General features: G+C 74.3%; 19 protein-coding genes and 1 pseudogene. 6 read left to right on the top strand and 14 right to left on the bottom strand.

The window, feature by feature from the left end; translation table 11 throughout:
- Position 1: 1 nt before the first annotated feature.
- A complete protein-coding gene (locus ABZ312_RS20880; RefSeq protein ID WP_361795955.1) occupies positions 2-769 on the bottom strand; it encodes an IclR family transcriptional regulator in 768 nt (255 codons plus the stop codon).
- 112 nt (positions 770-881) lie between these two features.
- On the opposite strand from ABZ312_RS20880, the gene ABZ312_RS20875 reads away from it, so the two are divergent.
- Positions 882-2,423, top strand: coding sequence for an aldehyde dehydrogenase (NADP(+)) (locus ABZ312_RS20875; protein WP_500327310.1), 1,542 nt, complete (start codon positions 882-884; stop codon positions 2,421-2,423).
- A 549-nt stretch (positions 2,424-2,972) separates the two neighbouring features.
- Here ABZ312_RS20875 and thpD read toward each other — a convergent pair.
- The 5 genes from thpD to ABZ312_RS20850 all read right to left on the bottom strand — a co-directional run bounded on the left by thpD (position 2,973) and on the right by ABZ312_RS20850 (position 7,564).
- Positions 2,973-3,866, bottom strand: coding sequence for an ectoine hydroxylase (thpD, locus tag ABZ312_RS20870; RefSeq protein WP_500327311.1), 894 nt, complete (start codon positions 3,864-3,866; stop codon positions 2,973-2,975).
- Between the two features lie 6 nt (positions 3,867-3,872).
- Positions 3,873-4,271 (bottom strand): ectoine synthase, encoded by a 399-nt coding sequence (locus ABZ312_RS20865; protein ID WP_499511170.1) that lies wholly within the window; start codon positions 4,269-4,271, stop codon positions 3,873-3,875.
- Between the two features lie 19 nt (positions 4,272-4,290).
- Complete coding sequence (gene ectB / locus ABZ312_RS20860) at positions 4,291-5,562, bottom strand: diaminobutyrate--2-oxoglutarate transaminase (protein ID WP_500360483.1); 1,272 nt, start codon at positions 5,560-5,562, stop codon at positions 4,291-4,293.
- A 49-nt stretch (positions 5,563-5,611) separates the two neighbouring features.
- Positions 5,612-6,106 (bottom strand): diaminobutyrate acetyltransferase, encoded by a 495-nt coding sequence (ectA, locus tag ABZ312_RS20855; RefSeq protein WP_500327314.1) that lies wholly within the window; start codon positions 6,104-6,106, stop codon positions 5,612-5,614.
- 369 nt (positions 6,107-6,475) lie between these two features.
- Positions 6,476-7,564 carry a pyridoxal-phosphate-dependent aminotransferase family protein gene (locus ABZ312_RS20850; protein ID WP_500327315.1) on the bottom strand — a complete coding sequence of 363 codons (1,089 nt, stop codon included), beginning with the start codon at positions 7,562-7,564 and terminating at the stop codon, positions 6,476-6,478.
- Positions 7,565-7,632: 68 nt separating this feature from the next.
- Between ABZ312_RS20850 and ABZ312_RS20845 the strand changes: the two genes are divergently transcribed.
- From ABZ312_RS20845 to ABZ312_RS20825, 5 genes are all read left to right on the top strand, one after another.
- Positions 7,633-8,733, top strand: a complete 1,101-nt coding sequence (locus ABZ312_RS20845; RefSeq protein ID WP_500360479.1) for an amidohydrolase family protein — start codon at positions 7,633-7,635, stop codon at positions 8,731-8,733.
- A gap of 168 nt (positions 8,734-8,901) precedes the next feature.
- The gene (locus tag ABZ312_RS20840) at positions 8,902-10,029 is read left to right on the top strand and encodes a Hint domain-containing protein (protein ID WP_500438438.1); all 1,128 of its coding nucleotides are present in this window, start codon (positions 8,902-8,904) and stop codon (positions 10,027-10,029) included.
- A gap of 212 nt (positions 10,030-10,241) precedes the next feature.
- On the top strand, positions 10,242-11,291 hold the full coding sequence (locus ABZ312_RS20835; protein WP_500438436.1) for an SCO1860 family LAETG-anchored protein: 1,050 nt from the start codon (positions 10,242-10,244) through the stop codon (positions 11,289-11,291).
- A 201-nt stretch (positions 11,292-11,492) separates the two neighbouring features.
- Positions 11,493-14,240, top strand: coding sequence for an ABC transporter substrate-binding protein (locus ABZ312_RS20830; RefSeq protein ID WP_500438434.1), 2,748 nt, complete (start codon positions 11,493-11,495; stop codon positions 14,238-14,240).
- Between the two features lie 581 nt (positions 14,241-14,821).
- Complete coding sequence (locus tag ABZ312_RS20825; protein WP_500327322.1) at positions 14,822-15,724, top strand: helix-turn-helix transcriptional regulator; 903 nt, start codon at positions 14,822-14,824, stop codon at positions 15,722-15,724.
- Positions 15,725-15,783: 59 nt separating this feature from the next.
- Here the strand turns inward: ABZ312_RS20825 and cobC are convergent, their stop codons facing one another.
- The 8 genes and pseudogenes from cobC to ABZ312_RS20785 form a co-directional block, all read right to left on the bottom strand.
- A complete protein-coding gene (gene cobC, locus ABZ312_RS20820) occupies positions 15,784-16,842 on the bottom strand; it encodes an Rv2231c family histidinol phosphate aminotransferase CobC (RefSeq protein WP_500327427.1) in 1,059 nt (352 codons plus the stop codon).
- Positions 16,843-16,917: 75 nt separating this feature from the next.
- Positions 16,918-17,151 (bottom strand): annotated as a pseudogene (locus ABZ312_RS20815) (CbiX/SirB N-terminal domain-containing protein); the annotation flags it as partial.
- An 89-nt stretch (positions 17,152-17,240) separates the two neighbouring features.
- Positions 17,241-17,693 (bottom strand): cobalamin biosynthesis protein, encoded by a 453-nt coding sequence (locus tag ABZ312_RS20810; RefSeq protein ID WP_500438432.1) that lies wholly within the window; start codon positions 17,691-17,693, stop codon positions 17,241-17,243.
- Positions 17,690-19,051: a cobyrinic acid a,c-diamide synthase CobB gene (locus ABZ312_RS20805; RefSeq protein ID WP_500438430.1), complete on the bottom strand. Its 1,362-nt coding sequence runs from the start codon at positions 19,049-19,051 to the stop codon at positions 17,690-17,692. The genes ABZ312_RS20810 and ABZ312_RS20805 overlap by 4 nt, the downstream gene beginning before the upstream one ends.
- Positions 19,045-19,641: a cob(I)yrinic acid a,c-diamide adenosyltransferase gene (cobO, locus tag ABZ312_RS20800; protein ID WP_499511157.1), complete on the bottom strand. Its 597-nt coding sequence runs from the start codon at positions 19,639-19,641 to the stop codon at positions 19,045-19,047. Before cobO ends, ABZ312_RS20805 begins: the two co-directional genes overlap by 7 nt.
- A complete protein-coding gene (locus ABZ312_RS20795; RefSeq protein WP_500438429.1) occupies positions 19,641-21,668 on the bottom strand; it encodes a putative cobaltochelatase in 2,028 nt (675 codons plus the stop codon). Before ABZ312_RS20795 ends, cobO begins: the two co-directional genes overlap by 1 nt.
- Positions 21,669-21,741: 73 nt before the next feature.
- Entirely contained in the window at positions 21,742-23,253 is a 1,512-nt protein-coding gene (locus tag ABZ312_RS20790; RefSeq protein WP_500438427.1) for a cobyric acid synthase, read from the bottom strand.
- Positions 23,250-24,236 (bottom strand): cobalamin biosynthesis protein, encoded by a 987-nt coding sequence (locus ABZ312_RS20785; protein WP_500438425.1) that lies wholly within the window; start codon positions 24,234-24,236, stop codon positions 23,250-23,252. The genes ABZ312_RS20790 and ABZ312_RS20785 overlap by 4 nt, the downstream gene beginning before the upstream one ends.
- Positions 24,237-24,253: the final 17 nt, after the last annotated feature.

The following is a 24,253-nucleotide window of genomic DNA, read 5'->3' as shown; positions in this document are numbered from 1 at the left end:
GTCACAGACGGCGGGTCGCCAGCGTGAGGCGGTCGCGCGCGTCGAAGAGGGCGTCCTTGATCAGCTGCTCGTGGGCCGGGGTCAGCCTGGCCACCGGGACCGAGCAGCTGATCGCGTCGCGGGCGGGCGTGCGGTACGGGATGGCGACGCCGAAGCAGCGCAGGCCCAGCGTGTTCTCCTCGCGGTCCACGGCGTAGCCCTGCTCGCGGATCTGGTGCAGCTCCGCGATCAGCTTCTCGCGGTCGGTGTGGGTGTGCTCGGTGAGCGGCTCCAGCGTCTCCGGCAGCAGCTTGCGGACCTGCTCGTCGGTGTACGTGGCGAGCAGCGCCTTGCCGAGCGAGGTGGAGTGGGCCGGCAGCCGGCGGCCGACCCGGGTGAACGGCCGCAGGTAGTGCGAGGACTGGCGGGTCGCCAGGTAGACGACGCTGGTTCCGTCGAGGCGGGCCAGGTGGATGGTCTCGCTGGTGTCGTCCGAGAGCCGGTCCAGGGTCGGGCGGGCCGCGGCGACGACCTCGTCGCCGTCGATGTACGAGGTGCCGACCAGCAGGGCGCGCACGCCGATGCCGTAGCGGGTGCCGGTGGCGTCGGTCTCGATCCAGCCCAGCTCCACGAGCGTGCGCAGCAGCATGTACAGGCTGGACTTGGGGTAGCCCACGGCCTCCTGCACGGCGGCCAGGCTGTGCATGCCGGGTTGCCCCGCGAAGAACTCCAGCAGCTCCACCGTCCGCACCGCGGATTTGACCTGCGCGCCGCCCTCACCTGCAGCCATCTGGAGTGGACCCCCCTTGTTCGGCCGGGACCCGCACAAGTAGGCTCCCGAACAGATTCACAGTTGCGGATGCTGTTCAGTATATCGAACGGAAGGCCTGGAGGTACCCGCGGTGGCCGTACCAGTGTGGAGCGTCGATCCCCGAACCGGGAAGCAGCGGGAGCAGGTCGCCGTGGAAGCCACCGCCGAGGAGGTCGACGCCGCGGTGCGCGCCGCCGCCGCGGCCTTCCCGGCGCTGGCCGACCGCGAGGTGCGCGCCCGGCTGTTGCGCACCGCGGCCGACTTCCTGGAGGAGGCCGGCCCCCGCATCCTGGAGGCCGCCGACGCGGAGACCGCCCTCGGTCCTGCCCGCCTCACCGGCGAACTCGGGCGCACCACCTACCAGCTGAGGGCCTTCGCCGAGATCGTCGAGGAGGGCGCCTTCCTCGACGTCATCATCGACCACGCCGACGCCACGCTCGCCCCGCCCCGGCCCGACCTGCGGCGCTACAAGATCCCGCTCGGCGTCGTGGCCGTGTACTCCGCCAGCAACTTCCCCCTCGCCTTCTCCGTGCCGGGCGGCGACACCGCCAGCGCGCTGGCGGCCGGCTGCCCCGTCGTCGTCAAGGCCCACCCCGACCACCCGGCGACGAGCGAGCTGTGCGCGGACGCGCTGCGCCGTGCCGCCGTCGCCGTCGGCCTGCCCGCCGACGTCGTCTCGGTGCTCCACGGCTTCCAGGCCGGCATCGACCTGATCAAGCACCCGCTGGTTTCCGCCGCGGGGTTCACCGGCTCCGTACGGGGCGGGCGCGCCCTGTTCGACGCCGCCGCGGCACGACCGGTGCCGATCCCGTTCCACGGCGAACTCGGCAGCCTCAACCCCGTGGTGATCACGGAGGCCGCGGCCGAGGAGCGCGCCGAGCAGATCGGCGCGGGACTCGCCGGGTCCGTGACCCTCGGCGTCGGCCAGTTCTGCGTCAAGCCCGGCCTCGTACTGGCCCCGGCGGGCGAAGCCGGCGACCGCCTCCTGAAGTCCCTGGCGGCCGCGGTCGGCGACGTCGCCCCCGGCACCCTGCTCGACGCCCGCATGCGGGACAACTTCATCGCGGGCGTGCGCGAACTGACCACGCTGCCCGAGGTGGAGGCGCCGGTCGAGCCCGGCGACGGCGGCGAGCACCTGGTGCGCGCCGGCTTCGTCTCCGTCCCGGCGGCGCGGCTTGCGGAGGGCGGCGTGCACGACGCGCTGCTGGAGGAGCACTTCGGACCGGTCACGGTCGTCGCGCGCTACGGCGGCGCGGAGGAGGTCGAGGGGGTCCTCGGACGGCTCCCCGGCAACCTCACGGCGACGGCGCACCTGAGCGAGGCCGAGGCGTCCGGCACCGACGCCGACGCCGACGGCTCCGGCGCGGACCTGCTGCGCCGCCTCACCCCGCTGGCGGGGCGCGTCGTGGTGAACGGCTGGCCCACGGGGGTCGCCGTGGCCCCGGCCATGCACCACGGGGGGCCGTACCCGGCCACGACCTCGACGTCCACGTCGGTCGGCGGCACGGCGATCGAGCGGTGGCTGCGGCCCGTCGTCTACCAGGACGCGCCGCAGGGGCTGCTTCCGGCAGAGCTGCGCGACGGCAACCCCCTGGGGTTGCCGCGCCGCTTCAACGGGCGCCGCGAGGCCTGACGGGGTTCCCGTCTGCGGGCGGCTGCGCCGGGCTGCCCGGTGGTTGTGTGCGGGTGCGGGTTGTGTGCGCCTGCGGCGGGCGGTTTCCCCGCCCGCCCTCCCGATTGCCCGGCGCGGTCAGTGCGGGCCTGCGCATCGTGTGCCTGGGTCGGTGCCGCGCCGGCGCACGTCCTCAGCGTTCGCGGTTTGGCCCTACGTCATTCGGCGCCCGGGTCCGCCGCTCGTCGCTTCCGGGCGCACCCCGCCACACCCCCTCCCGTAGTGCGGGCGCACGACGTCCGGTGGGGGCGAGTAAGGCACCTGCGGCAACCCCGGACCGCCCTCGAACCCCGCCCGGCCGTCAGCCGTCCACACGACCGGAGGGGGTGTGGCGGGGTGCCCCCATGGGGGTCCCCCCCCGGGCCGAAGGCTGGGGGAGACGAGCGGTGCGTGCGGTGCCGGATGATGTGGGGCAGCGCCGCGAGCGCCGAGCTGGGGGAGGGCGGGCGGGGGAGAAACCCCAACAGCAACAAACGCGGCGCCGCACGCAGAACCCGCACCCGCGGAGGGCTACCGCACAGGCGTGAAGTCGCGCGCTCCGATGAACTCGGGGCGGCGGACCGGCGCCGCGAAGGGGTCGACGGCCGCGTTGTCGACGCTGTTGAAGACGATGAAGACGTTGCTGCGCGGGTACGGCGTGATGTTGTCCCCCGAGCCGTGCATGGCGTTGCAGTCGAACCACACCGCGGACCCGGGCGGCCCGGTGAAGAGCCGGATCCCGTGGCGGCCCGCCAGTTCCGTGAGGGCCGCGTCGGAGGGCGTGCCCGCATCCTGCATCTGGAGGGACTTCTTGTAGTTGTCCTCCGGTGTCGCGCCCGCGCAGCCCAGGAACGTCCGATGCGAGCCCGGCATGATCATCAGGCCGCCGTTGGTGGCGTGGTTCTCGGTCAGCGCGATGGAGACCGAGACCGTGCGCATGCGGGGCAGCCCGTCCTCGGCGTGCCAGGTCTCGAAGTCCGAGTGCCAGTAGAAGCCGGAGGCGCCGAAGCCCGGCTTGACGTTGATCCGGCTCTGGTGGACGTAGACGTCCGAGCCGAGGATCTGCCGGGCGCGGCCGACGACGCGGGGGTCGCGGACCAGTTCGGCGAAGACCGGGCTGATCTTGTGGACCTCGAAGACCGAGCGGATGTCCTGGGACTTCGCCTCGACGATGGACCGCTCGTCCGCGCGCACCGCCGGGTCGGCGCACAGCCGCTCCAGCTCGGCGCGGTAACGGGCCACGTCCTCGGGCCCGATGATCGCGTCCACGGGCAGGAAGCCGTCGCGGTCGAAGTCACGCAGCGCGGACGGCTGGATCGGGCCGGACGTGCCGGGTCCGCCCCAGACGACCGGGTCCTGACGCGGGGTCAGCACCTCGGCCGTGCCACGGGTGGGGTAGAGGTCGGTCGTCGTCACGGTGGTCATCGCTGGTCACGCTCCCTCGGTGAGCAGGGGGTAGACGCCGTTCTCGTCGTGCACCTCGCGCCCGGTGACGGGCGGGTTGAAGACGCAGACGAAGCGCAGGTCGGTCCTGGGGCGCATGGTGTGCCGTTCGTGGCCGTCGAGCAGGTAGAGCGTGCCGGGGGAGATCGCGTGACGCTCGCCGGTCTCGTCGTCGGTCAGCTCGCCCTCGCCCTCGACGCACAGCACCGCCTCGACGTGGTTGGCGTACCACATGGAGGTCTCGGTCCCGGCGTACATCACGGTCTCGTGCAGCGAGAAGCCCACGCGGTCGTCGGCGAGGACGATGCGCTTGCTGCGCCAGGTCCCGGTCTCGGCGGTGACATCGCGGTCGGTGCCCTCGATGTCCTTCAGGGATCGCACGATCACGGTCGGACGGTTCCTTTCGTCAGGCGGTCTCACGGACGGAGCGGGCGAGGGTGCGCAGCCCCTCGTCGAGCTCCTCGGGGGTGATGGTCAGGGCGGGCAGCAGCTTGACGACCTCGCCGCGGGGGCCGGAGGTCTCCAGCAGCAGGCCCAGTTCGAAGGCGCGGGCGCACACCCGCGAGGCCCGGCCGGGATCGGTGAACTCCAGGCCCCACACCAGGCCGCGGCCCCGGTACCGGGCGCCGGAGCGCGGATGTTCGGTGCAGATCTCCCGCAGGACGGCCTCGGCCTGCTCACCGCGCCCCAGCGTCTGCTTCTCCATGCTCCCGCCGTCCGCCCAGTAGGTGTCGAGGGCGGCGGTGGCGGTGACGAAGGCGGGGTTGTGGCCGCGGAAGGTGCCGTTGTGCTCGCCCGGCTCCCAGATGTCGAGCTCGGGGCGGAAGAGGGTCAGCGACATCGGCATGCCGTAGCCGCCGATCGACTTGGAGAGGGTGACGATGTCCGGCACGATGCCCGCCTCCTCGAAGGAGAAGAACGGGCCGGTGCGGCCGCAGCCCATCTGGATGTCGTCGACGATCAGCAGCATGTCGCGGCGCCCGCACAGGTCGGCCAGGCCGCGCAGCCACTCGGGGCGGGCGACGTTGATGCCGCCCTCGCCCTGGATCGTCTCGACGATCACGGCGGCGGGCTGGTTGAGGCCGGAGCCCTGGTCCTCCAGCAGCCGTTCGAACCACAGGAAGTCCGGGACGCGGCCGTCGAGGTAGTTGTCGAAGGGCATCGGGGTGCCGTGCACCAGGGGGACGCCGGCGCCGGCCCGCTTCATCGAGTTGCCGGTGACGGCGAGCGAGCCCAGCGACATGCCGTGGAAGGCGTTGGTGAAGGACACCACCGACTCCCGGCCCTTGACCTTGCGGGCCAGTTTCAGCGCCGCCTCCACGGCGTTGGTGCCGGTCGGGCCGGGGAACATCACCTTGTGGTCCATGCCGCGGGGGCGCAGCACGACGTCCTGGAAGCGTTCCAGGAAGGCGCGCTTGGCGGTGGTGCTCATGTCGAGGCCGTGCGTGATGCCGTCGCGCTCCAGGTAGTCCAGCAGGGCGCGCTTGAGCACGGGGTTGTTGTGGCCGTAGTTGAGGGCCCCGGCGCCGGAGAAGAAGTCGAGGTAGTCGTGGCCGTCCTCGTCGAAGAGCCGGCTGCCCTGCGCGCGGTCGAAGACGGCGGGCCAGCCGCGGCAGTAGCTGCGGACCTCGGACTCGAGGGTCTCGAAGACGGACAGGGCGGGCGGGGTGAGGGTCACCGTGCATTCCTTCTGTGGGGGAGAGAGGAGTCGTGCGAGGACGGCCGGGTCAGACGAGGGGCCCGATGCGGTACAGGACTTCGGGCTGGTGGCCGTCGGGGAACAGCGCAGCGTCGAAGAGCACCTCGCGTTCGGTGCGGGCTCCGTGGCGGGCGCCGAATGACGTGAACAGGCGGTGCGAGGCCTCGTTGTCCGGGGTGATCGTGGTCTCGACCTCGCGCACACCGGACGCGGCGGCCCGCTGCGCGAGGTCGTCGAGCATGGTGGCGGCGAGCCCCTGACCGCGGTGCGCCTCGTCCACGGCGACCTGCCAGACGACGAGGGCGCGGGGGCGCTCCGGACGGACGTAGCCGGTCACGAAGCCGATCGGTTCGCCGTGCTCCGCTCGCGCCACCACGGAGGTGCCGGCGAAGTCCCGGCACCACAGGAGGTAGCTGTACGGGGAGTTCAGGTCCAGGGTCCGGGAGTCACGGGCAATGCGCCACAGTGCGGCGCCGTCCTCTATTCGCGGGGTGTCGAGCAGCAATTCCCTTGCGGCGGTCATGCGGAAAGAACGTAGCGCGCGGAATTCGGAATTGCATTCCGCGCGGCCCTTGTGGCGGGCTGGTGCTGCTGATATCAGGCGCGTGAAGGCCGTCGGTATGCAATGCTTTGCCCGGATATATCGGGGCGGAAAGGTGAGCTTGTGGGCTCGGTCACATCCTCAAAATCATCACGTCGCGTTGATGAAATCTTGGCGTTTGAAGTCGTGATCCCGGGGCAGGAGTTGAATGCTGAATATCCTTTCGGATTCCCTGGATAATTCCCCGGAATTTCCCTGGGGCAAGCCGCGTGGAATTCCGGGTGCCGACGGCGAGGGGCCGCCCGGGCCGGCGCGAACGGCCCGGGCGGCCCCTCGGGGGTGGGGGTGGGGTCAGGCCCGCCAGGCGGTCTCGGCAGCCGCCACGGCCGGCCCGGGGTCCGCCTCCAGCGCGCCGGCCAGCGCGCGCAGCGTGCGGACGACCACGGCCGGGTCGGCGTCCCGGCCGTAGTGGTTGACCCGGATCATCTCCTTGGCCAGCGCGCCGCCCCCGGTGACCAGCGGAAGCCCCGGATCCAGCGCGAGGGCGCCGGTGACCAGGGCGTCGGCGGCGACGCCGTCCAGGGTCCGCAGCGTCGTCGCGACCGGCGCGGCGTCCTGGTCCCGGTACACGTACGGCTCGACGGCGGCGGCCAGCGCCGCCGCACCGGCCCGGGTCGCCGCGGCGGCGGCGCGGTGCCGGGCGACCACCGCGTCGAGCCCGGCCTCCTCGATCCGCTCCAGGCAGGCCTCCAGCGCCAGCATCTCCAACTGCGCGGGCGCGTGCGGCAGCGCCCTGCGCCCGGCGTCGATCCAGCGCTCCTTCCAGTCCAGCAGGGACAGGTACGAGCGGCGCGGCGCCGCCGGGTTGTCCGCCAGGCGCCGCCACGCGCGCTCGCTCACCGACACCGCCGACACCCCGGCGGGCCCTCCCATGGCTTTCTGGGCGCCGATCACGCACAGGTCCACGCCCCACGCGTCCACCATCAGCGGCTCGGCCGCCACCGAGGCGACCGCGTCGACCATGAACAGGGCGCCGTGCGCCCGGACCACCTCGCCGATCTCCGCCACCGGGTTGGTGTTGCCGGTGGCCGCCTCCGCGTGCACCAGCGACACGAAGTCGACCTCCGGGTGCTCGGACAGCGCCCGCGCGACGTCCCGCGCGCTCACGGCGGCGTGGAAGGGCACCTCCAGGTCGACCACGGTGGCGCCCGCGTCCCGCAGCCAGTTGCCGAAGGTCTGGCCGTACGGTCCGGTCACCACGTTCAGCGCCGTCGAGCCCGGCCGCGCCCCGCCGCGGATGCAGCCCTCCAGCGGCAGCAGGGCCTCGCCCTGCGTGATCACGACGTCCTGCCCGGTGTGCAGGAGCGCGGCGACCCTCCGCTCGATCGCGGCGAAGCGCGCGGCGGTCAGCGGGGGCAGGTCGAGGAGGGGGTGGGACACGGCAGCGCTGCTTCCTTCGTCGGGGGGTGTACGGCCCGAGGGTATCCGGCGGCTCGTAGAGTGCAGACATGGCTGATCGCGAGGGGACGCACGCACTGCACGTCAAGGGCCGCATCCTGGCCGGGCCGCAGGACGTACGGGACGAGTTGTGGGTGGTCGGCGGGCGCGTCACCTACGAGCGCCCCGCCGGCCTCCGCGACCTCACCACCGTGCAGGGCTGGGTCCTGCCCGGCCTGGTCGACGCCCACTGCCACGTCGGCCTCGACCAGCACGGCCCGGTCGACCCGGGCACCTCCGAGAAGCAGGCGCTCACCGACCGCGACACGGGCACCCTGCTGCTCCGCGACGCCGGTTCGCCCTCCGACACGCGCTGGATCGACGACCGCGAGGACCTGCCGCGGATCATCCGGGCCGGCCGGCACATCGCCCGCACCCGCCGCTACATCCGCAACTACGCGTGGGAGATCGAGCCCGAGGACCTGGTCTCCTACGTCCGCGGGGAGGCCCGGCGCGGCGACGGCTGGGTCAAGCTGGTCGGCGACTGGATCGACCGGGACACCGGCGACCTGTCCGCCTGCTGGCCGCGCGGCGCCGTCGAGGCCGCCATCGCCGCCGCCCACGAGGAGGGCGCCCGCGTCACCGCCCACTGCTTCGCCGAGGACTCCCTGCGGGACCTGGTCGAGGCGGGGATCGACTGCGTCGAGCACGCCACCGGGCTCACGCAGGACACCATCCCGCTCTTCGCCGAGCACCAGGTGGCCATCGTCCCCACCCTGGTCAACATCGCGACCTTCCCCGGTCTCGCGGACGGCGGCCAGGCCAAGTTCCCGCGCTGGGCCGACCACATGCGCCGGCTGCACGAGCGCCGCTACGACACCGTCCGCGCCGCCCACGACGCGGGCATCCGGATCTTCGCCGGCACCGACGCCGGCGGCTCCCTGGCCCACGGGCTCGTCGCCGACGAGGTCGCGGAGCTCGTCACCGCCGGTCTGCCCGCCCTCGACGCGCTCTCGGCCGCCACCTGGTCCGCCCGCGAGTGGCTCGGCCGCGACGGCCTCACCGAGGGCGCCTCCGCCGACCTGGTCGTCTACCCGGACGACCCGCGCGCCGACGTCCGCGTCCTGGCCGCGCCCCGGCGCATCGTGCTGCGCGGTCGCGTGGTGGGGTGACCCGGCGGGCGCGGCGGCGCCACGGAAGCGGAGCGTGGCCACCGATGCGCCCGGAATGATCCCGGAGCACCGATTCGGGTGATCCTGTACGGGAAAAGTCGATCCGTCCTCTTCTGTCGTGCTGCGATCGGTCGTACCGGCCGACACCGCAACGGGACGGGGAGCACGATGACCAGGCAGGGACCGCAGAAGTACCCGGGGGCCTCGCGCAGGTACTGGTACCAGGACGACTACGGCGGCGACGCGATGGAGGTCAACGCCGTCGTGCTGCACACCACCGAGGGCCGCAGCGTGCCGACGTACGGGGGCGGCGGCAGCGCGCCCAACCTGACGGCGAAACCGGACTTCGAGGACGAGAAGCTGGTCTGGTACCAGCACTTCGACATCGACATCTCCTCGCGCGCCCTGGTCAACCGGCCCGGCGGGGTGGAGACCAACACCCTCAACGTGTGCCAGGTGGAGCTGGTGGGCACCTGCGATCCCGAGCGGCACGAGGACTGGGGCGCCGCCAACCGGCACGTCTACTGGCCCAAGGCGCCGCAGTGGGCGCTGCGCGAACTCGCCGAGTTCCTCGCCTGGATGCACACCCACCACGGTGTGCCGCTGAAGGGGCCGAAGCTCTGGCTGCCCTACCCCCGCTCGTACGGGAACGCGGGCGGCCAGCGGATGACCGGACGGGAGTGGAACGTCTTCCGCGGCGTCTGCGGCCACCAGCACGTGCCGGAGAACTGCGTGCACCCGGACACCCCCGTGCTCCTTGCCGACCTGAGCTGGGCCCGGGCGGCCGAACTGGCCGTCGGTGACGAGGTCGCGTGCTTCGACGAGGAGGAGGCGCAGGGCGCTGCGGACACCGCGGACACCGCGGGCGGGCAGGGGCGACGCCGGCTCCGCCGCGGGGTGGTGACCCGTAACGACCCGGCGCGCAAGGACGCGTTCCGGGTGACCACGGCGCGGGGCGAGGTCGTCGCGACGGCCGACCATCCGTGGCTGGTGCGGCTGCCGCACGGCGACGCATGGGTGACCAGCCGTGAACTCACCCCGTTCAAGCACCGGATCGTCGCGGTCGCCGACCGGCAGGGCACCCCCGCGGGGGCGTGGGAGGGCGCCGCCGTCGCCGGGGTCACCGCCGAGGCGGAGGTGCTCGCGGTCGAGCACCTGGGGGAGCAGCCGATCGCCTCGCTGTCGACCTCGACGCGCACCTATGTGGCCGGCGGCCTGCTGTGCCACAACTCCCACGGGGACCCCGGCGCGGTGGACTTCGCCAAGGTGCTCGAATACGCGCGATCGCAGGTGTGACGCGCGGGAACGCATGTGCCGCAGGTTTCGAATACGGAGGCGAAAACCACCCTTTGGAGTGAACCGGGCCCAGGCGGGCGCCGGTTCACTCTCCGTACGTAAATCATTACGGGGTCGAGGTCGCCCGGCGAGCGCGCTGTCCCCTTCAGCGGCGCCGTGGCGACTCCATGACCACTTGGGGGTTTTCCACTTTGTCCAGCTCTCCCTTCAGCATGCCCGCGCGCCGTCCCGCCGCCGCGCTGGGGGCCGCCGTCGCGCTGGCGGCGGGTGCCCTCGCCCTCGGGCCGGCGACCCCGGCCGCCGCGACCGGGGGGACCCACGGCTCCTCCGGCAAGGCCGGTGCGGTCGTCCTGCGGACCGGCCTGGAGGTCTCACTGCTCCGCAAGTCCGTGGACGTCCCGCTGAACCTGACGCTCAACGAGGTCCACGCACCGGCGAGCGCCGACGAGACCGCGCTCACCGCCACCCTCGACGGGGTCGACCACGGCAGGCCGTTCAGCGTCCTGCGCTCCGACGTCGCCACCGCCAGGGCCACCGCCGACCGCCACAAGACGGAGGGCTACGCCAACCTCGTCAAGGCGCGCGTCAGCCTGCCCGGACTGCCGTTGCTCGGGCTCATCAAGGCCGACGCGATCTCCGCCCGCGCCACGTGCGTGGCCGGCCGCAAGCCGGTCGCCGACGTCGAGCTGCCCGGCCACGTCGTCGTCCTCGGCAAGCGCGTCAAGGTGTCGGCCGGCGGCGCGACCCTGGTGAAGGTGCCCGGCGTGGGCGAGGTCCGCCTCGACCTCGCCAAGAGGACCGTCACCTCGCGCAGCGCCGCCGCCACCGCCCTGGAACTGTCGGTGGAGGTCAACCCGCTCAAGCTCGGCGTCGCCGAGGTGAACGGCACCGTCACCCTCGCCGGGGCCACCTGTGAGACGCCCCGCCGCGGCGGGCACGGCGGCGGGCACCACGGCGGCGGCAACGGCGACGGGGACAACGGGGGCGACGACTCCGGCAGCGGCGAGGAGCCGCAGACCGGCGGCGAGTCCGAGCAGCCCTCGCAGTCCGCGGAGCCCTCGGCGTCGGCCGGGCCGTCGGAGTCCGCGCGCGCCGACCAGTCCCCGCAAGCCGCGCCCGCGGCCGCCGGCGACCTCGCCGAGACCGGCAGCAGCTCCATGACCCCGTACCTCGCGGGCGGTTCGGTGCTGCTGTTCGCCGCCGGATTCCTCGTGATCCGCAAGACCCGCCGCAGGCCGGCGGCCGAGAGCGCCCGGGACTGACGAACCCGGGTCGACCCCGGGGGGCGGACCAGGGGTGAGGGGGACGTGGAGGGCGGCGGAGTGTCCGGAGCCGCCCTCCACGCGCTTTCCCGCACCGCTCCCCGCTCCGGCCGCTCGCTCACGGGCGTCTGAAAAGGGCACTTTCCACTACCCTGTTGGGGAGTGTCCGCGCGCCCGTCGCGGACGGGGCCGGGGGGTCGCATGTTCGGGGGACGGTACGAGTTGCGGGCGCTGCTCGGCTCCGGCGGCATGGCCCGGGTCCATCTGGCGTACGACACCCGGCTCGGCCGGACCGTGGCCGTCAAGACGCTCCTGCCGGAGCTGGCCCGCGACCCCGAGGCGCGCCGCCGCTTCGCCCGCGAGGCACGGGCGGCGGCCGGGCTCAACCACCCCGGCATCGTCACCGTCCACGACCAGGACGAGGTGACGACGGACGACGCGGTCGTGCCGTACCTGGTGATGGAGCACATCGAGGGCCGCACCCTCGCCGAACTCGCCCGTGCACAGGCCCCGATGGAGATCGAGCGGGCCGTCCGCATCACCTGCGAGATCCTGGACGCCCTCGCCCACGCCCACGCCCGCGGACTCGTCCACCGCGACGTGAAACCCTCCAACGTCCTGATCGCCACCGGGGGCACGGTCAAGGTCGCCGACTTCGGCATCGCCCGGGTCGTCCACTCGCTGTCCCGCATCACGGGCACCGGCTCCGCCATCGGCACCCCCGGCTACATGGCCCCCGAGCAGTGCGCCGGCGACGCCGTGGACGCCCGCAGCGACCTGTACGCGGTCGCCTGCATGCTCACCGAACTCCTCACCGGCACCGTGCCCTTCGCCGGGGCCACCCCGCTGTCGGTGATGTACGCCCACGTCCACCAGGCACCGGCGCCGCCCTCCGCGCGCAACCCGCTGGTGCCGCCCGAGCTCGACGCGATCGTGCTGTCCGCCCTGTCGAAGAACCCCGCCCTGCGCCCGCGGAGCGCCGCGGAGATGAGGGGCGCCTTCAGCACCTGGCTGGCCTCGCGGACCCCGCCCACGGGCCCGCCCGCCCTGCCCCCGCCGCCCGCACGGCCGTCCACCCTGCCCCACCCCGCGTACAACCCGCCCTCGTACGGGCCGCCGTCCTACCCCACCCGGCCCGCCTGGGACACCCCGGTCCCGGGGCCCCAGCGCCGCCGCTGGGGCGTGGTGTCCGCGGTCACCGCGGCGGTCGTGGCCGTCCTGGTCACCGTGACGGTCGTCGTCGACCCCTTCGGAGACGACCCGAAGAGGCGGTCCACCCCCACCGCCCAGGACCTGATCGCCGCCCGCAGGCCCACCGGCGGCTACAACGGCGCCCTCACCGGCGCCGTCAACCCGTCCACCGCCAAGGGCGGCACCCTCAGGCTCATCTCGGCCTACACCCCCGACTCCCTCGACCCGGCCCGCACCTACTCGCCGATCGTGTGGAACCTCGGCCGCCTCTACCTGCGCAAACTCGTCGACTTCGCCCCGCAGCCCGGCGCCGCGGGGACCCGGCTCGCCCCCGACCTCGCCACCAGCACCGGCACGATCTCCGACGGCGGCCGCACCTACACGTACACCCTCAAGGAGGGCGTCACCTTCGAGGACGGCACGCCGATCACCTCACGGGACGTCAAGTACGGCATCGAGCGCACCTTCGACAGGGACCTGTACCCCGGCGGCCCCACCCACCTGCGCGACCTGCTCGACCAGGGGCAGGACTACCCCGGCCCCTACAAGGACACCGACCCCGACGGGCTCGGCCTGAAGAGCGTCGAGACCCCCGACGACGGCACGATCGTCTTCCACCTCGACGCGCCCTTCGCCGACTTCCCCCACGTCCTCGCGCTGCCCATGTCCTCGCCCGTCCCGAAGGCGAAGGACACCAAGGAGAGCTACCAGGACCAGCCGGTCGCCAGCGGCCCCTACCGCATCGCCTCCTACGACGCCGCCAAGGGACTGCGCCTGGTGCGCAACGACAAGTGGGACCCGGCGACCGACGCGATACGCACCGCCCTGCCCGACGAGGTGGAGCTCACCATCGCCGCGGACGCGGCCGCCGTGGACACCGCCCTGATGAACGGCACCGCCGACCTCGACCTCGCCCAGGCCGGCGTCCAGGAGGCCACCCGGACCCGCATCCTCGCCGACGACGCGCTCAAGTCCCGCGCGGACCTCGTGCAGACCGGCGCGGTCCGCTACTTCTCCCTGCAGACCGCCGTCGCGCCCCTGGACGACTACCGCTGCCGCTGGGCCGTCCAGTACGCCACCGACCGCAGCCTGCTGCGTGACGCCCTGGGCGGCCAGGACGCGGGCGACGTCGCCGGCGGCATGCTCCCGCCGACCATCGGCGGCCACGACCGGCACCTGGACACCTACGGCACCGTGACCGGCGGCTCCTACCCCGACCAGGCCCGCCGCTTCCTCGGCGAATGCGGCCACGCCAAGGGGTTCAGCACGGTCGTCGCGGTCTCCGCCACCGATCAGGCAGCCCGCAAGGCCGCGCAGTCGCTGGCCGGCCAGCTCGCCAAGGTGGGCATCACGGCGACCGTGCAGACCCCCGACGCCGCCGACTTCTACGCCGCCCTCACCGACCAGCAGCAGATCAAGGACAAGGGCTGGGGCATCGTCATGACCACCTGGCAGTCCGACTGGCCCTCCCCGGCCGGCTTCCTGCGCCCGCTGCTGCTGCCGGACAGCCCCAGCAACTACGCGGGGCTGGACGACCGGGAGATCAACTCCCTGATGGACGAGGCCGACTCCGAGACCAACCGCAACGCCGCCGACAACCTCTGGCGCACCGTCGACTCCACCGCCCAGGACCGCGGCACGCTCCTGCCCTTCCTCTACGACCGCCGCCTCAACTACCGGTCCGACCGCCTGGCCAACGCCTACGTCCACCCGGCCCTGGGCGGCCTCGACATCCAGGCCCTCGGGGTCAAGGGCTGACCGGGCGGCGCCGGGTCAGGACAAGCGGGGCGTGCGGCGGGGGACGCCGCGGATACGGATGAGAGGGTGCGCAGGGCAGGTCCTGATCGACCCAGACGAGCTTGCCGCCGGTCGCGGACCGGAAGCCCCACCTGTGGCACAGCTGAGCGATCATGAAGAGGCCCCGGCCGTGCTCGTCGACGCCGCGAGCGTGGCGCAGGCGCGGGTGGCCACTGCCGCTGTCGAAGACTTCGCAGGTCAGGACCTGGTGCTTGATGAGCCTGAGACGCAGGGGGCCGACGCCGTGGCGGACGGCATCCGTTCAGGTGTGCGGCGCGGGAAAAGCCGATCTTCGTGCAATTCCAGCGAACCAGCCGGAGAGGTGCCTGAGGGCGGTCAGGCAGGCTCTCCTGGACGGTGGTCTGCTGGTGCGGGTACTGGCAGGCCCCCTGCCGATCGCCGGGTGACCACTGGGGCGGGGGCCTTTTCGGGAAACGCCCTCGACGGCTATTGTTCGAAACAATGCATTGAAGTGAGAGGGAATTGGCGTGGTGGGAACCGTGATTTTGCCGGGGTGGTGCGCAGAGCGTTAGCCTTGGCATATGGCCAAAGCGGCGTCCGGTTCGGGTGACAACAAGGAACTGAGCGATTTTCTGCGTTCGCGGCGCGCCCGGGTGGCTCCCGAGCAGGCCGGGGTCACGCCGGGGGCCAGTCGGCGTGTTCCGGGACTTCGTCGCGAGGAGGTCGCGTTCTCGGCCGGATTGAGCGTGGACTACTACATCCGTCTGGAACGCGGACGGGTGGCCAACGCCTCGGAGGCGGTGCTGGAGGCCGTGGCCCGGGCTCTGCAGCTCGACGACGCCGAGCGTGCGCACCTGTTCAACCTGGCCAGGCCGCAGTCCGTGGTCAGGGCCAGCCAGCCGGAGGTTCCGCGGAGAGTGCGTCCGGGCGCGTACGCCCTGCTCGAGGTTCTCGCGGACAGCCCTGCCATGATCCTGGACGGCCGGATGGACGTCCTCGCCGTCAACCGGATGGCCCGGGCGCTATTCGTCGATTTCGACGCCATGCCGGTCCGTGAACGTAATTTGGCGCGGTTCGTATTTCTCGATCCTGCGGCACGTGAACTGTTCATCGACTGGGACATGGCCGCCCGCATGGTGGTGACGGGGTTGCACCTGTACGCGGGTCAGAATCCGGACGACACGCGTCTGACCGAGCTGATCGGCCACTTGTCGGCCGCGGACGCCGACTTCAGCCGGTGGTGGTCGGCGCATGACGTGGAGGTGTTCTCCCACGGCACCAGGCGCTGTCGGCACCCTTTGCTCGGGGAATTCGTCCTCGACTACGAGACCCTCGTGTTCCCCGGTGACCCGGACCAGTGGTTGTACGTGTGCATGGCCCCACCCGGCTCACCGTCCGCCGAGGCGTTGCGTTCCCTGGCCGGCCGGATCGGTGAATCGGACACCGGTCCGGAGCGGAGGTCACCTCCGGCTCCTGCGCCCTGACGGAGGCCGGGTTCCCCCGGCGGGGTGTCGGGGTCGGAACGGGTCCGCCCGCCAGGGCCTCAGCCGTCGAGCGCCTTCGACAGGGCGGCCGCGAAGCGGTCGGTCGTGGCGGGGTCGCGGACGGCGAGGCGGAGCCAGTCGGGGGACAGGCCGGGGAAGGTGTCGGCGCGGCGGACGGCGAAGCCGAGGTCGCGCAGGCGTTCACGGACGGAGGCCGCTCCGGGCAGGCGCAGCAGGACGAAGGGGCCGTGCGCCGGACCGGCGACTTCGACGGCGTCGAACTCGGCGAGCCGGCGCAGCAGGTGGGCGCGGTCGTCGGCGATCCGGCGGGCCGCCTCTTCGGCCTCCGCGAGGGCCGCGGGGGCGCTGCACGCCTCGGCGGCGGTGAGGCCGGGCGCGGAGACCGCCCACAGGGGCTGGGCGCGGCGCAGCGCCGCCACGCGCTCGCGGTCGCCGAGGACGTAGCCGACCCGCAGGCCCGCGAGGCCCCAGGTCTTGGTGAGGCTGCGCAGCACCACCAGGCCGGGCAGGTCGCGGCGGGCGGCGAGGCTCTCGGGCTCACCGGGCACCGCGTCCATGAACGCCTCGTCCACGACGAGGGTGCGGCCCGGCCGGGCCAGGCGGGCGAGGTCCGCCGCGGGGTGCAGCACGGAGGTGGGGTTGGTCGGGTTGCCGACGACGACCAGGTCGGCGGCGTCGGGCACCGCGCGCGGGTCGAGGCGGAAGCCGTCCTCCGCGCGCAGCACGACGCGGTGCACGGGGTGCCCGGCATCCCTCAGCGCCGCCTCCGGCTCCGTGAACTGCGGGTGCACGACCACCGCGTGGCGGGCCCGGGTGGTGCGGGCCAGCAGGACGAACGCCTCCGCGGCACCCGCCGTGAGCAGCACCTCCTCCACGGGTCGGCCGTGGCGGGCGGCGACCGCCCGGTGCGCGGCGCGGTCGTCGGGGTAGCCGGCCAGCCCGTCGAGGGTGGCGCCGAGGCGTTCCTTGAGCCACCGGGGCGGTGTTCCGGCGCGCACGTTCACGGCCAGGTCCGTCAGGTCCCCGCCGCCGTCGCGGACCTCGGCGTCGCCGTGGTGCCGCAGGTCGTGGTCGCACTCGCCGGGTTCCTGCCGCACGGCCCCGGCGTCGCCGGGCGGCGCGTGCCGTACGTCGGCCTCGGGATGCGCCTCGGCCCAACCCTCCGCCTGCTGCCGGACCCGCTCCTCCAGGGCCGCGTCCGCCGGGAAGCAGGTCAGCACGACGATCCGCCGGGCTCCGAGCCGTGCGCAGCGCTCCAGGCCCGCGGGCACGTCCGGCGCCGCCGTCGTCAGGAAGGCGGTCTCCACGCCCGCGTAGCCCCGGCCCTCCCACAGCAGCCGCGCGGTGCGGGCCACTTCGGCGTTGCCGGCGGCCTCGGGGGAACCGGCGCCGACCAGCAGCACCATGGTCGCCGCCAGATCCAGCGGCGTACGGCGGCCGCCGCCCAGCGCGGCGTCGACGCGCCGCTCCAGCACGTCCTCGGGCGGGGGGTTGCTCACGGTGCCTTCTCCTCCGTCGTGCCGTGCGTGCCGTGCCTGCTGTCCGTGCCGGGATCGGGCGTACGGTGCCGCGCCACGGCCGCGGTCGCCCTCGCCGTACCGCTCCCGGGGGCGGACTTCCTCTTCGGCACCAGCAGTTCGCCGCCGGGCGCCGCGGCGAGCGCGGCCGCCTCCGCGACGGAGGGCGTGCCGGCCGCGGCCAGCGGGGCGGCCGAGGGGCTCGGCACGTCGACCGCGGCCAGCGTACGCGCGTCGTACGTCACCAGGGGGACGCCCAGCCGCGCCGCCGCCGCGACGAGACCCGGCTCACCGGCCTTGCCGTCCACGGTCGCCAGCGCCGTGACGGACGGCTCCGGCACCCCGGCCTCGGCGAGCACGGACCGCACGAGCGCGAGCACTTCGGCCGCCGCCACCCCGCGGCCCGCCCCGACGCCGACGACGACGCTCACGCGGCCGCGCCCGAGCCGCCCGCGCAGGAGGCGACGAACCGCCGTGCCAGGGACGGCTCGGCGGCCCAGTGGACGTGCAGGTACGACGCGTGGACGCCGCCCCGCACGAAGCCCTCCACGCGCCGCTCCGGCCGGATCAGTCCCCAGGCGGGGGTGGCCCCGGCGACGGGCTCCACGACGGTGCGGTGGAACTCGTGGCCGCGCACCCGCGTCCCGGCGGCCGCCAGCGCGTTGTCGGCGATCGCGACCGCCTCGCGGTAGCCCAGGGTGAGCCGGTCCGACATGCGGGCCGTGGTGTCCAGCACCCCGCACATGGGACGTCCGTCCAGTTCCCGCCCGAGGTAGAGCAGGCCCGCGCACTCCGCCGTCACGGGCCCGGCGAAGGCGCCGACGGCCTTGCGCAGCGGCTCGTTGGCGGACAGTTCGTGGGCGTACATCTCGGGGAAGCCGCCGCCTATGACCAGCCCCGCGGCGCCGGGCGGCAGGTGGTCGTCGCGCAGCGGGTCGAAGGTGACGACCTCCGCCCCCGCCGCGGCGAGCAGTTCGAGGTGCTCGGCGTACGAGAAGGTGAACGCCGCCCCGCCCGCCACCGCGACCACCGGCCGTCCGCCCGGCGCCGCCGGACCGGCCGCCGCATCCCGCGGGTCCCAGGGCTCGTCCGTGAGCGGGGGAGCACTGCGCGCCAGCGCCAGCAGCGCCTCCATGTCGCAGCCCTCCCGCACCCGGGCGGCCAGGGCCCGCACGGCGTCGACGGCGTCCGCGCGCCGCTCCGCGACCGGGACCAGACCCAGGTGCCGGGAGGGCGTGCCGACCGCCGTGTCGCGCCGCAGCGCGCCCAGCACGGGCACGCCGGCGCCGTCGAGGGCGTCGCGCAGCAGCTCCTCGTGCCGGTCGGATCCGACCTTGTTGAGGATGACGCCGGCGACCCGCACCTGCGGGTCCCACGAGGCGAAGCCGTGCACCAGCGCCGCCACCGAACGGGACTGCGACGAGGCGTCCACCACCAGCACCACCGGTGCCCGCAGCAGCTTCGCCACATGAGCGGTGGAGGCCAGCTCGCCCATCCCGGAGGCGCCGTCGAAGAGCCCCATCACGCCCTCCACGACGGCCAGGTCGGCCCCCCGCGCGCCGTGCAGGAACAGCGGCGCGATCCGCTCCGGGCCGCACATGTAGGCGTCCAGGTTGCGGCCCGGGCGGCCGGTGGCCAGCGCGTGGTAGCCGGGGTCGATGTAGTCGGGGCCCACCTTGTGCGGGGAGACCGCGAGCCCGGCCTCCGCGAAGGCGGCCATCAGACCCGTGGCGACGGTGGTCTTGCCGCTCCCCGAGGCCGGGGCCGCGACGACGATCCTGGCTACCACTCGATGCCCTTCTGGCCCTTCTGGCCGGCGTCCATCGGGTGCTTCACCTTGCCCATCTCGGTGACCAGGTCCGCGAAGTCCAGCAGCGGCTGCGGGGCGTTGCGCCCGGTGATGACGACGTGCTGGGTGCCGGGCCGGTCACGGAGCACGGAGACCACCTCGTCGGTGTCGATCCACCCCCAGTGCAGCGGGTAGGCGAACTCGTCCAGCACGTACAGCCGGTAGGTCTCGGCGGCCAGGTCGCGCTTGACCTGCTCCCAGCCCTCGCGCGCGGCGTCCTCGCTCTCCGAGATGTCCCGCTGGACCCAGGACCAGCCCTCGCCCATCTTGTGCCAGGCGACGGTGCCGCCCTCGCCGGAGGCGCCGAGCACGCGCAGCGCCCGTTCCTCGCCGACCTTCCACTTCGCGGACTTGACGAACTGGAACACCCCGACCGGCCAGCCCTGGTTCCAGGCCCGCAGCGCCAGGCCGAAGGCGGCGGTCGACTTCCCCTTGCCGGTGCCGGTGTGCACCATCACCAGCGGCCGGTTGCGGCGCTGGCGCGTGGTCAGACCGTCCTGCGGCACCACACTCGGCTGTCCCTGCGGCATTACGCGGCCCTCCGTACGTCCCGTACCAGTGCCGCGACGCTGTCCGCGCGCAGCTCGTCCAACGTCACGGCGGTGCCGTGCAGTTCGCGGGCCAGCTCGCCCGCGAGCCCCAGGCGCACCGGCCCGGACTCGCAGTCGACGACCACCGACGCGGTGCCCTCGGCCGCCAGCAGCCGTGCGGCCCGCGCGGCCGTGCGTACCGGCTCGGGCCCGCCGGTCGCCCGGCCGTCGGTGACCACGACCAGCAGCGGGCGGCGCGAGGGGTCCCGCAGCCGCTCCACGCGCAGCACGTCCTGCGCCTTCAGCAGCCCGGCGGCCAGCGGGGTGCGGCCGCCGGTGGGCAGCTTCTCCAGGCGTGCCGCGCCCGCGTCGACCGACGAGGTCGGCGGCAGCGCCAGCTCCGCCGTCGCGCCGCGGAAGGTGACCAGGCCGACCTTGTCGCGCCGCTGGTAGGCGTCGAGCAGCAGCGACAGCACCGCGCCCTTGACCGCGCTCATGCGCTGCCGGGCGGCCATCGAGCCCGAGGCGTCGACGACGAAGAGCACCAGGTTGCCCTCGCGACCCTCCCGCACCGCTTCGCGCAGGTCGTCCCGGCGGATCACCAGGCCCGGGCCGTCCCGCCCGCGCGCCCGCTGGTGCGGGGCGGCGGCGAGCACGGTGGCGGCCAGGTGCAGCTTGGACAGGGTGCCGTGGGGCCGCCGGGCGCCGGTCGTCCTGCCGTGCGCGGTACGGGCCCGTGAGCGGCGGCCGGCGGCGCCCTCGCCGAGGCCGGGAACGGTCAGGGTGCGGGCCTTGAAGGGCTCGGCCGCGGGCACCGCGGCCCGTTCCCCGACGCCGCCCTGCGGCGCCTGCGAGGGCTCGGGCTGGGGACCGGAGTCCGCCGGCTCCCGGGGCGGGGCGATGTCGGGGGTGGTGTCGGGGGCGCCGTCGTCACCCTGCGGCGGGCGGCCGCCGCCGTCGGGTCCGCCGCCGTCGGGGCCGGGTCCGGGGTCCGGGTCCGGGTCGTCGTCCTCGGCGCGGTTGCGCTCCAGGGTCTCGTTGAGCTTGTCCTCGTCCAGGCCCGGCGCGTCGAAGGGATTGCGGCGGCGCCGGTGCGGCAGCGCCAGCAGCGCGGCCTGCCGTACGTCGGCGTCGGTCACGTCGGTGCGTCCGGCCCAGGCGGCCAGGGCGGTCGCCGTGCGCGCCATGACGATGTCCGCGCGCATCCCGTCCACCTCGAAGGCCGCGCAGGTGGCCGCGATCTGGCGGAGCGCGCCGTCGCCGAGCGACACCGCGGGCAACAGTGCCCGCGCCGCCGCGATCCGCTCGCGCAGTTCCCGCTCCTCGGCCTGCCAGGCGGCGGCGAAGCCCGCCGGGTCCGCGTCGTAGGCGAGGCGCCGCCGGACGACCTGCACCCGCTCGTCGGTCTCCCGCGACGCCGCGACCTCCACCGTGAGACCGAAGCGGTCCAGCAACTGCGGCCGCAGCTCGCCCTCTTCGGGGTTCATCGTGCCGACGAGGAGGAAGCGCGCGGCGTGGCGCACGGAGACGCCCTCCCGCTCGACGTAGGAGGCGCCCATGGCGGCCGCGTCCAGCAGCAGGTCCACCAGGTGGTCGTGGAGGAGGTTGACCTCGTCCACGTACAGCACGCCGCGGTGCGCGTCGGCCAGCAGCCCGGGCTCGAAGGCCTTCACGCCCTCCGCCAGGGCCCGTTCGATGTCCAGGGCGCCGACGAGGCGGTCCTCGGACGCGCCGACCGGCAGCTCCACCATGCGCGCCGCCCGGCTCTCCGCGCCGGCGTCCGGGCCGTGCGGCCCGTCCGGGCAGGCCGGGTCGGGCGCCGCCGGGTCGCAGCCGAAGCGGCAGCCGGGCACGACGTCCACGGGCGGCAGCAGCGCCGACAGCGCCCGTACGGCGGTCGACTTGGCCGTGCCCTTCTCGCCGCGCACCAGTACACCGCCCACCGCCGGGCTGACCGCGTTCAGCAGCAACGCCAGGCGCAGGTCCGCCATCCCGACGATCGCGGTGAAGGGGTAAGGGGTGCTCACGCGGCCTCCTGGGTCGAACGGTCGTTGCGGCGGTGCTCACGGACGGCCCCGCTCCGGGGCCGCGACGGGGTGCTCACGGCGCCCCCGGGGGGACGAAGGGCAGCCCCGCAGGGGGGCCCTGCTCGATCAGGCGGAGCAGCGCGCCGGTGTCGGCGTGCTCCTCGATCAGGTCGCCCAGCCGGTCCAGCTGCTCCTCGCGGAGCGCGCCGAAGGCGGTGCCGGGGGCCGGGACGAAGCGCCGTCCCGCGGCCAGGGCGACGCGGCGCAGGAAAGCGCGGCGGAAGCCGTCGCTCTCCAGCGAGCCGTGCCAGTGGGTGCCCCAGACCGCGCCGCTGCGGCAGCCGTCCAGGAAGGGCTCGTCGCCGCCGCGGACGTCGGCGACCCCGTGGTGGATCTCGTACCCCTCGACCGGTTCGCCGTACGCCTTCCCGGAGGGCCGGGCCAGGGTCTTCGCCACGGCGAAGCGGACCCGCACCGGCAGCAGGCCGAGCCCGGCGACCGTACCGGCGCGGGACTCGACGTCGTCCTCGATCGTCTCGGCGAGCATCTGGAAGCCGCCGCAGATCCCCAGCACCGGGCGCCCCTGCGCGGCCCGGCGGGTGACGGCATCGGCCAGGCCCCGCTGCCGCAGCCACTCCAGGGCCTTGACCGTGCCGCGGGTGCCGGGCAGGACGACGAGGTCGGCGTCGGCCAGTTCCTCGGGCCGGTCGACGAAGCGGACGAGCACACCGGGCTCGGCGGCGAGCGCGTCCACGTCGGTGAAGTTCGACATCAGCGGGACCGCCGCGACGGCGACCCGCAGGACGTCCTCACCGTGTGGCGCCGCCGTGTCCGACTCCCTGACGGTGCCGCGCAGCGACATCCGCAGGCCGTCCTCCTCGTCGATGCCGAGGCCGTGCCGGTACGGCAGCACCCCGTAGAAGCGGCGCCCGGTCAGCCCGCGCAGCATCTCAAGACCCGGCTCCAGCAAGGACACGTCGCCGCGGAACTTGTTGACCAGGTAGCCGCAGACCAGCTCCTGGTCCTCGGGGGCCAGCAGCGCCGTCGTCCCGAAGAACGAGGCGAAGACCCCGCCCCGGTCGATGTCGCCGACCACGACCACCGGGAGCCTGGCGGCCCGCGCCAGGCCCATGTTGACGATGTCGCCCCGCCGCAGATTGATCTCCGCGGGGCTGCCGGCACCCTCGCAGACCACCGCGTCGTACCGGCCGCGCAGCTCCTCCAGGCAGCCGGTGACGGTCTCCAGCAGCTGCGCGCGGCTCCCGTTGTGGTAGCCGCGCGCGCTCATCTCGCCCACCGGGCGCCCCATCAGGACGACCTGGCTGGTGCGGTCCCCGCCGGGCTTGAGCAGCACCGGGTTCATCAGGGCCGAGGGCTCCACGCGCGCCGCCTGGGCCTGCATCGCCTGGGCGCGGCCGATCTCGGCGCCCTCGCGCGTCACGTACGAGTTCAGCGACATGTTCTGCGCCTTGAAGGGCGCCACGGACACACCCTGCCGCGCCAGCCACCGGCAGATCCCCGCCGTGACGACGCTCTTGCCGGCGTCCGACGTGGTCCCGGCGACCAGCAGGCCCCCGCCCCTCATGCGTTCCTCCTCCGGGCGACCGCGCCCGACGCCAGGCGCCCGCCCACCGCGACCGCCAGCGCCAGCGCGCCGACCCGTCGCGACAACCGTGCCGCCCGTTCGATGTCCCGTACCTCCACCGGCCGGTTCCCCGCCCCCAGGACGGGCCGGTGCTCGACCCGCCCGCCATAGGCAAGCGTCCCCCCGAGGCGCACGCCCAACGCCCCTGCGAACGAGGCCTCCACCGGCCCCGCGTTCGGGCTGGGATGCCGGGAGCCGTCCCTGCGCCAGGCCCGCCAGGCCCCCCGGGGGTCGGGCCCGGACAGCACCGCGAGCGCGGCGGTCAGCCGGGCGCCGGGGTAGCCGGCCACGTCGTCCAGCCGGGCCGCCGCCCAGCCGAACCGCCGGTGCCGCGGCGACTTGTGGCCCACCATCGCGTCGAGGGTGTTGACCGCCCGGAAGCCCACCAGCCCGGGCACTCCGCCCAGCGCGCCCCACACCAGGGCGCCCACGACGGCGTCCGAGGTGTTCTCGGCGACGGACTCCACGACCGCCCGGGCCAACTGGGCCTCGTCCAGCGGCTGCGGGTCGCGGCCGCACAGATGGGGCAGCCGCCCGCGCGCCGCCTCGGTGTCCCCGGCGGACAGGGCGGCGCCGATGGCGCGCGCCTCCCGTACCAGGGAGGTCCCGCCGAGCACGGCCCAGGTCGCCGCCGCCGTCAGGGCGACGGAGGCGGGGCCGGAACGGCGTGCCGCACGCTGGAGCCCGGCCGCGGCCGCCACCGCGCCGCCCGCGCACAGCGCCGTGTGGAAGGCGCCCCGGCCGCGGTGGTCGCGCCACAGGGCACGTTCCAGGCCGGCGGCGGCGCTGCCGAACACCGCCACGGGGTGACCGCGGCGCGGGTCGGCGAGGGCGAGGTCGGCGAGCCAGCCGAGGGCGGCACCGGTGGCGAACGCGCACGGCGCCGCGACGCCGGTGTCGGGTGAACGGCCGGGGCCGCGCATCACAGGAGTCCTCACTC

The organism is Streptomyces sp. NPDC006207 (assembly GCF_040613835.1).
In the GTDB taxonomy this organism is placed as follows: domain Bacteria; phylum Actinomycetota; class Actinomycetes; order Streptomycetales; family Streptomycetaceae; genus Actinacidiphila.
The sequence above is the reverse complement of the archived record's forward strand: the minus strand, read 5'-3'. Positions and strand labels throughout refer to the sequence as shown.

Coding starts and splice junctions, on each gene's coding strand:
- ABZ312_RS20785 (WP_500438425.1), bottom strand. CDS start 24,236: ATGCGCGGCCCCGGCCGTTCACCCGACACCGGCGTCGCGGCGCCGTGC.
- cobO (WP_499511157.1), bottom strand. CDS start 19,641: ATGCCGCAGGGACAGCCGAGTGTGGTGCCGCAGGACGGTCTGACCACG.
- ABZ312_RS20830 (WP_500438434.1), top strand. CDS start 11,493: ATGTTCGGGGGACGGTACGAGTTGCGGGCGCTGCTCGGCTCCGGCGGC.
- ABZ312_RS20845 (WP_500360479.1), top strand. CDS start 7,633: ATGGCTGATCGCGAGGGGACGCACGCACTGCACGTCAAGGGCCGCATC.
- ABZ312_RS20825 (WP_500327322.1), top strand. CDS start 14,822: ATGGCCAAAGCGGCGTCCGGTTCGGGTGACAACAAGGAACTGAGCGAT.
- thpD (WP_500327311.1), bottom strand. CDS start 3,866: ATGACCACCGTGACGACGACCGACCTCTACCCCACCCGTGGCACGGCC.
- ABZ312_RS20790 (WP_500438427.1), bottom strand. CDS start 23,253: ATGAGGGGCGGGGGCCTGCTGGTCGCCGGGACCACGTCGGACGCCGGC.
- ABZ312_RS20840 (WP_500438438.1), top strand. CDS start 8,902: ATGACCAGGCAGGGACCGCAGAAGTACCCGGGGGCCTCGCGCAGGTAC.
- ABZ312_RS20835 (WP_500438436.1), top strand. CDS start 10,242: ATGCCCGCGCGCCGTCCCGCCGCCGCGCTGGGGGCCGCCGTCGCGCTG.
- ectA (WP_500327314.1), bottom strand. CDS start 6,106: ATGACCGCCGCAAGGGAATTGCTGCTCGACACCCCGCGAATAGAGGAC.
- ABZ312_RS20880 (WP_361795955.1), bottom strand. CDS start 769: ATGGCTGCAGGTGAGGGCGGCGCGCAGGTCAAATCCGCGGTGCGGACG.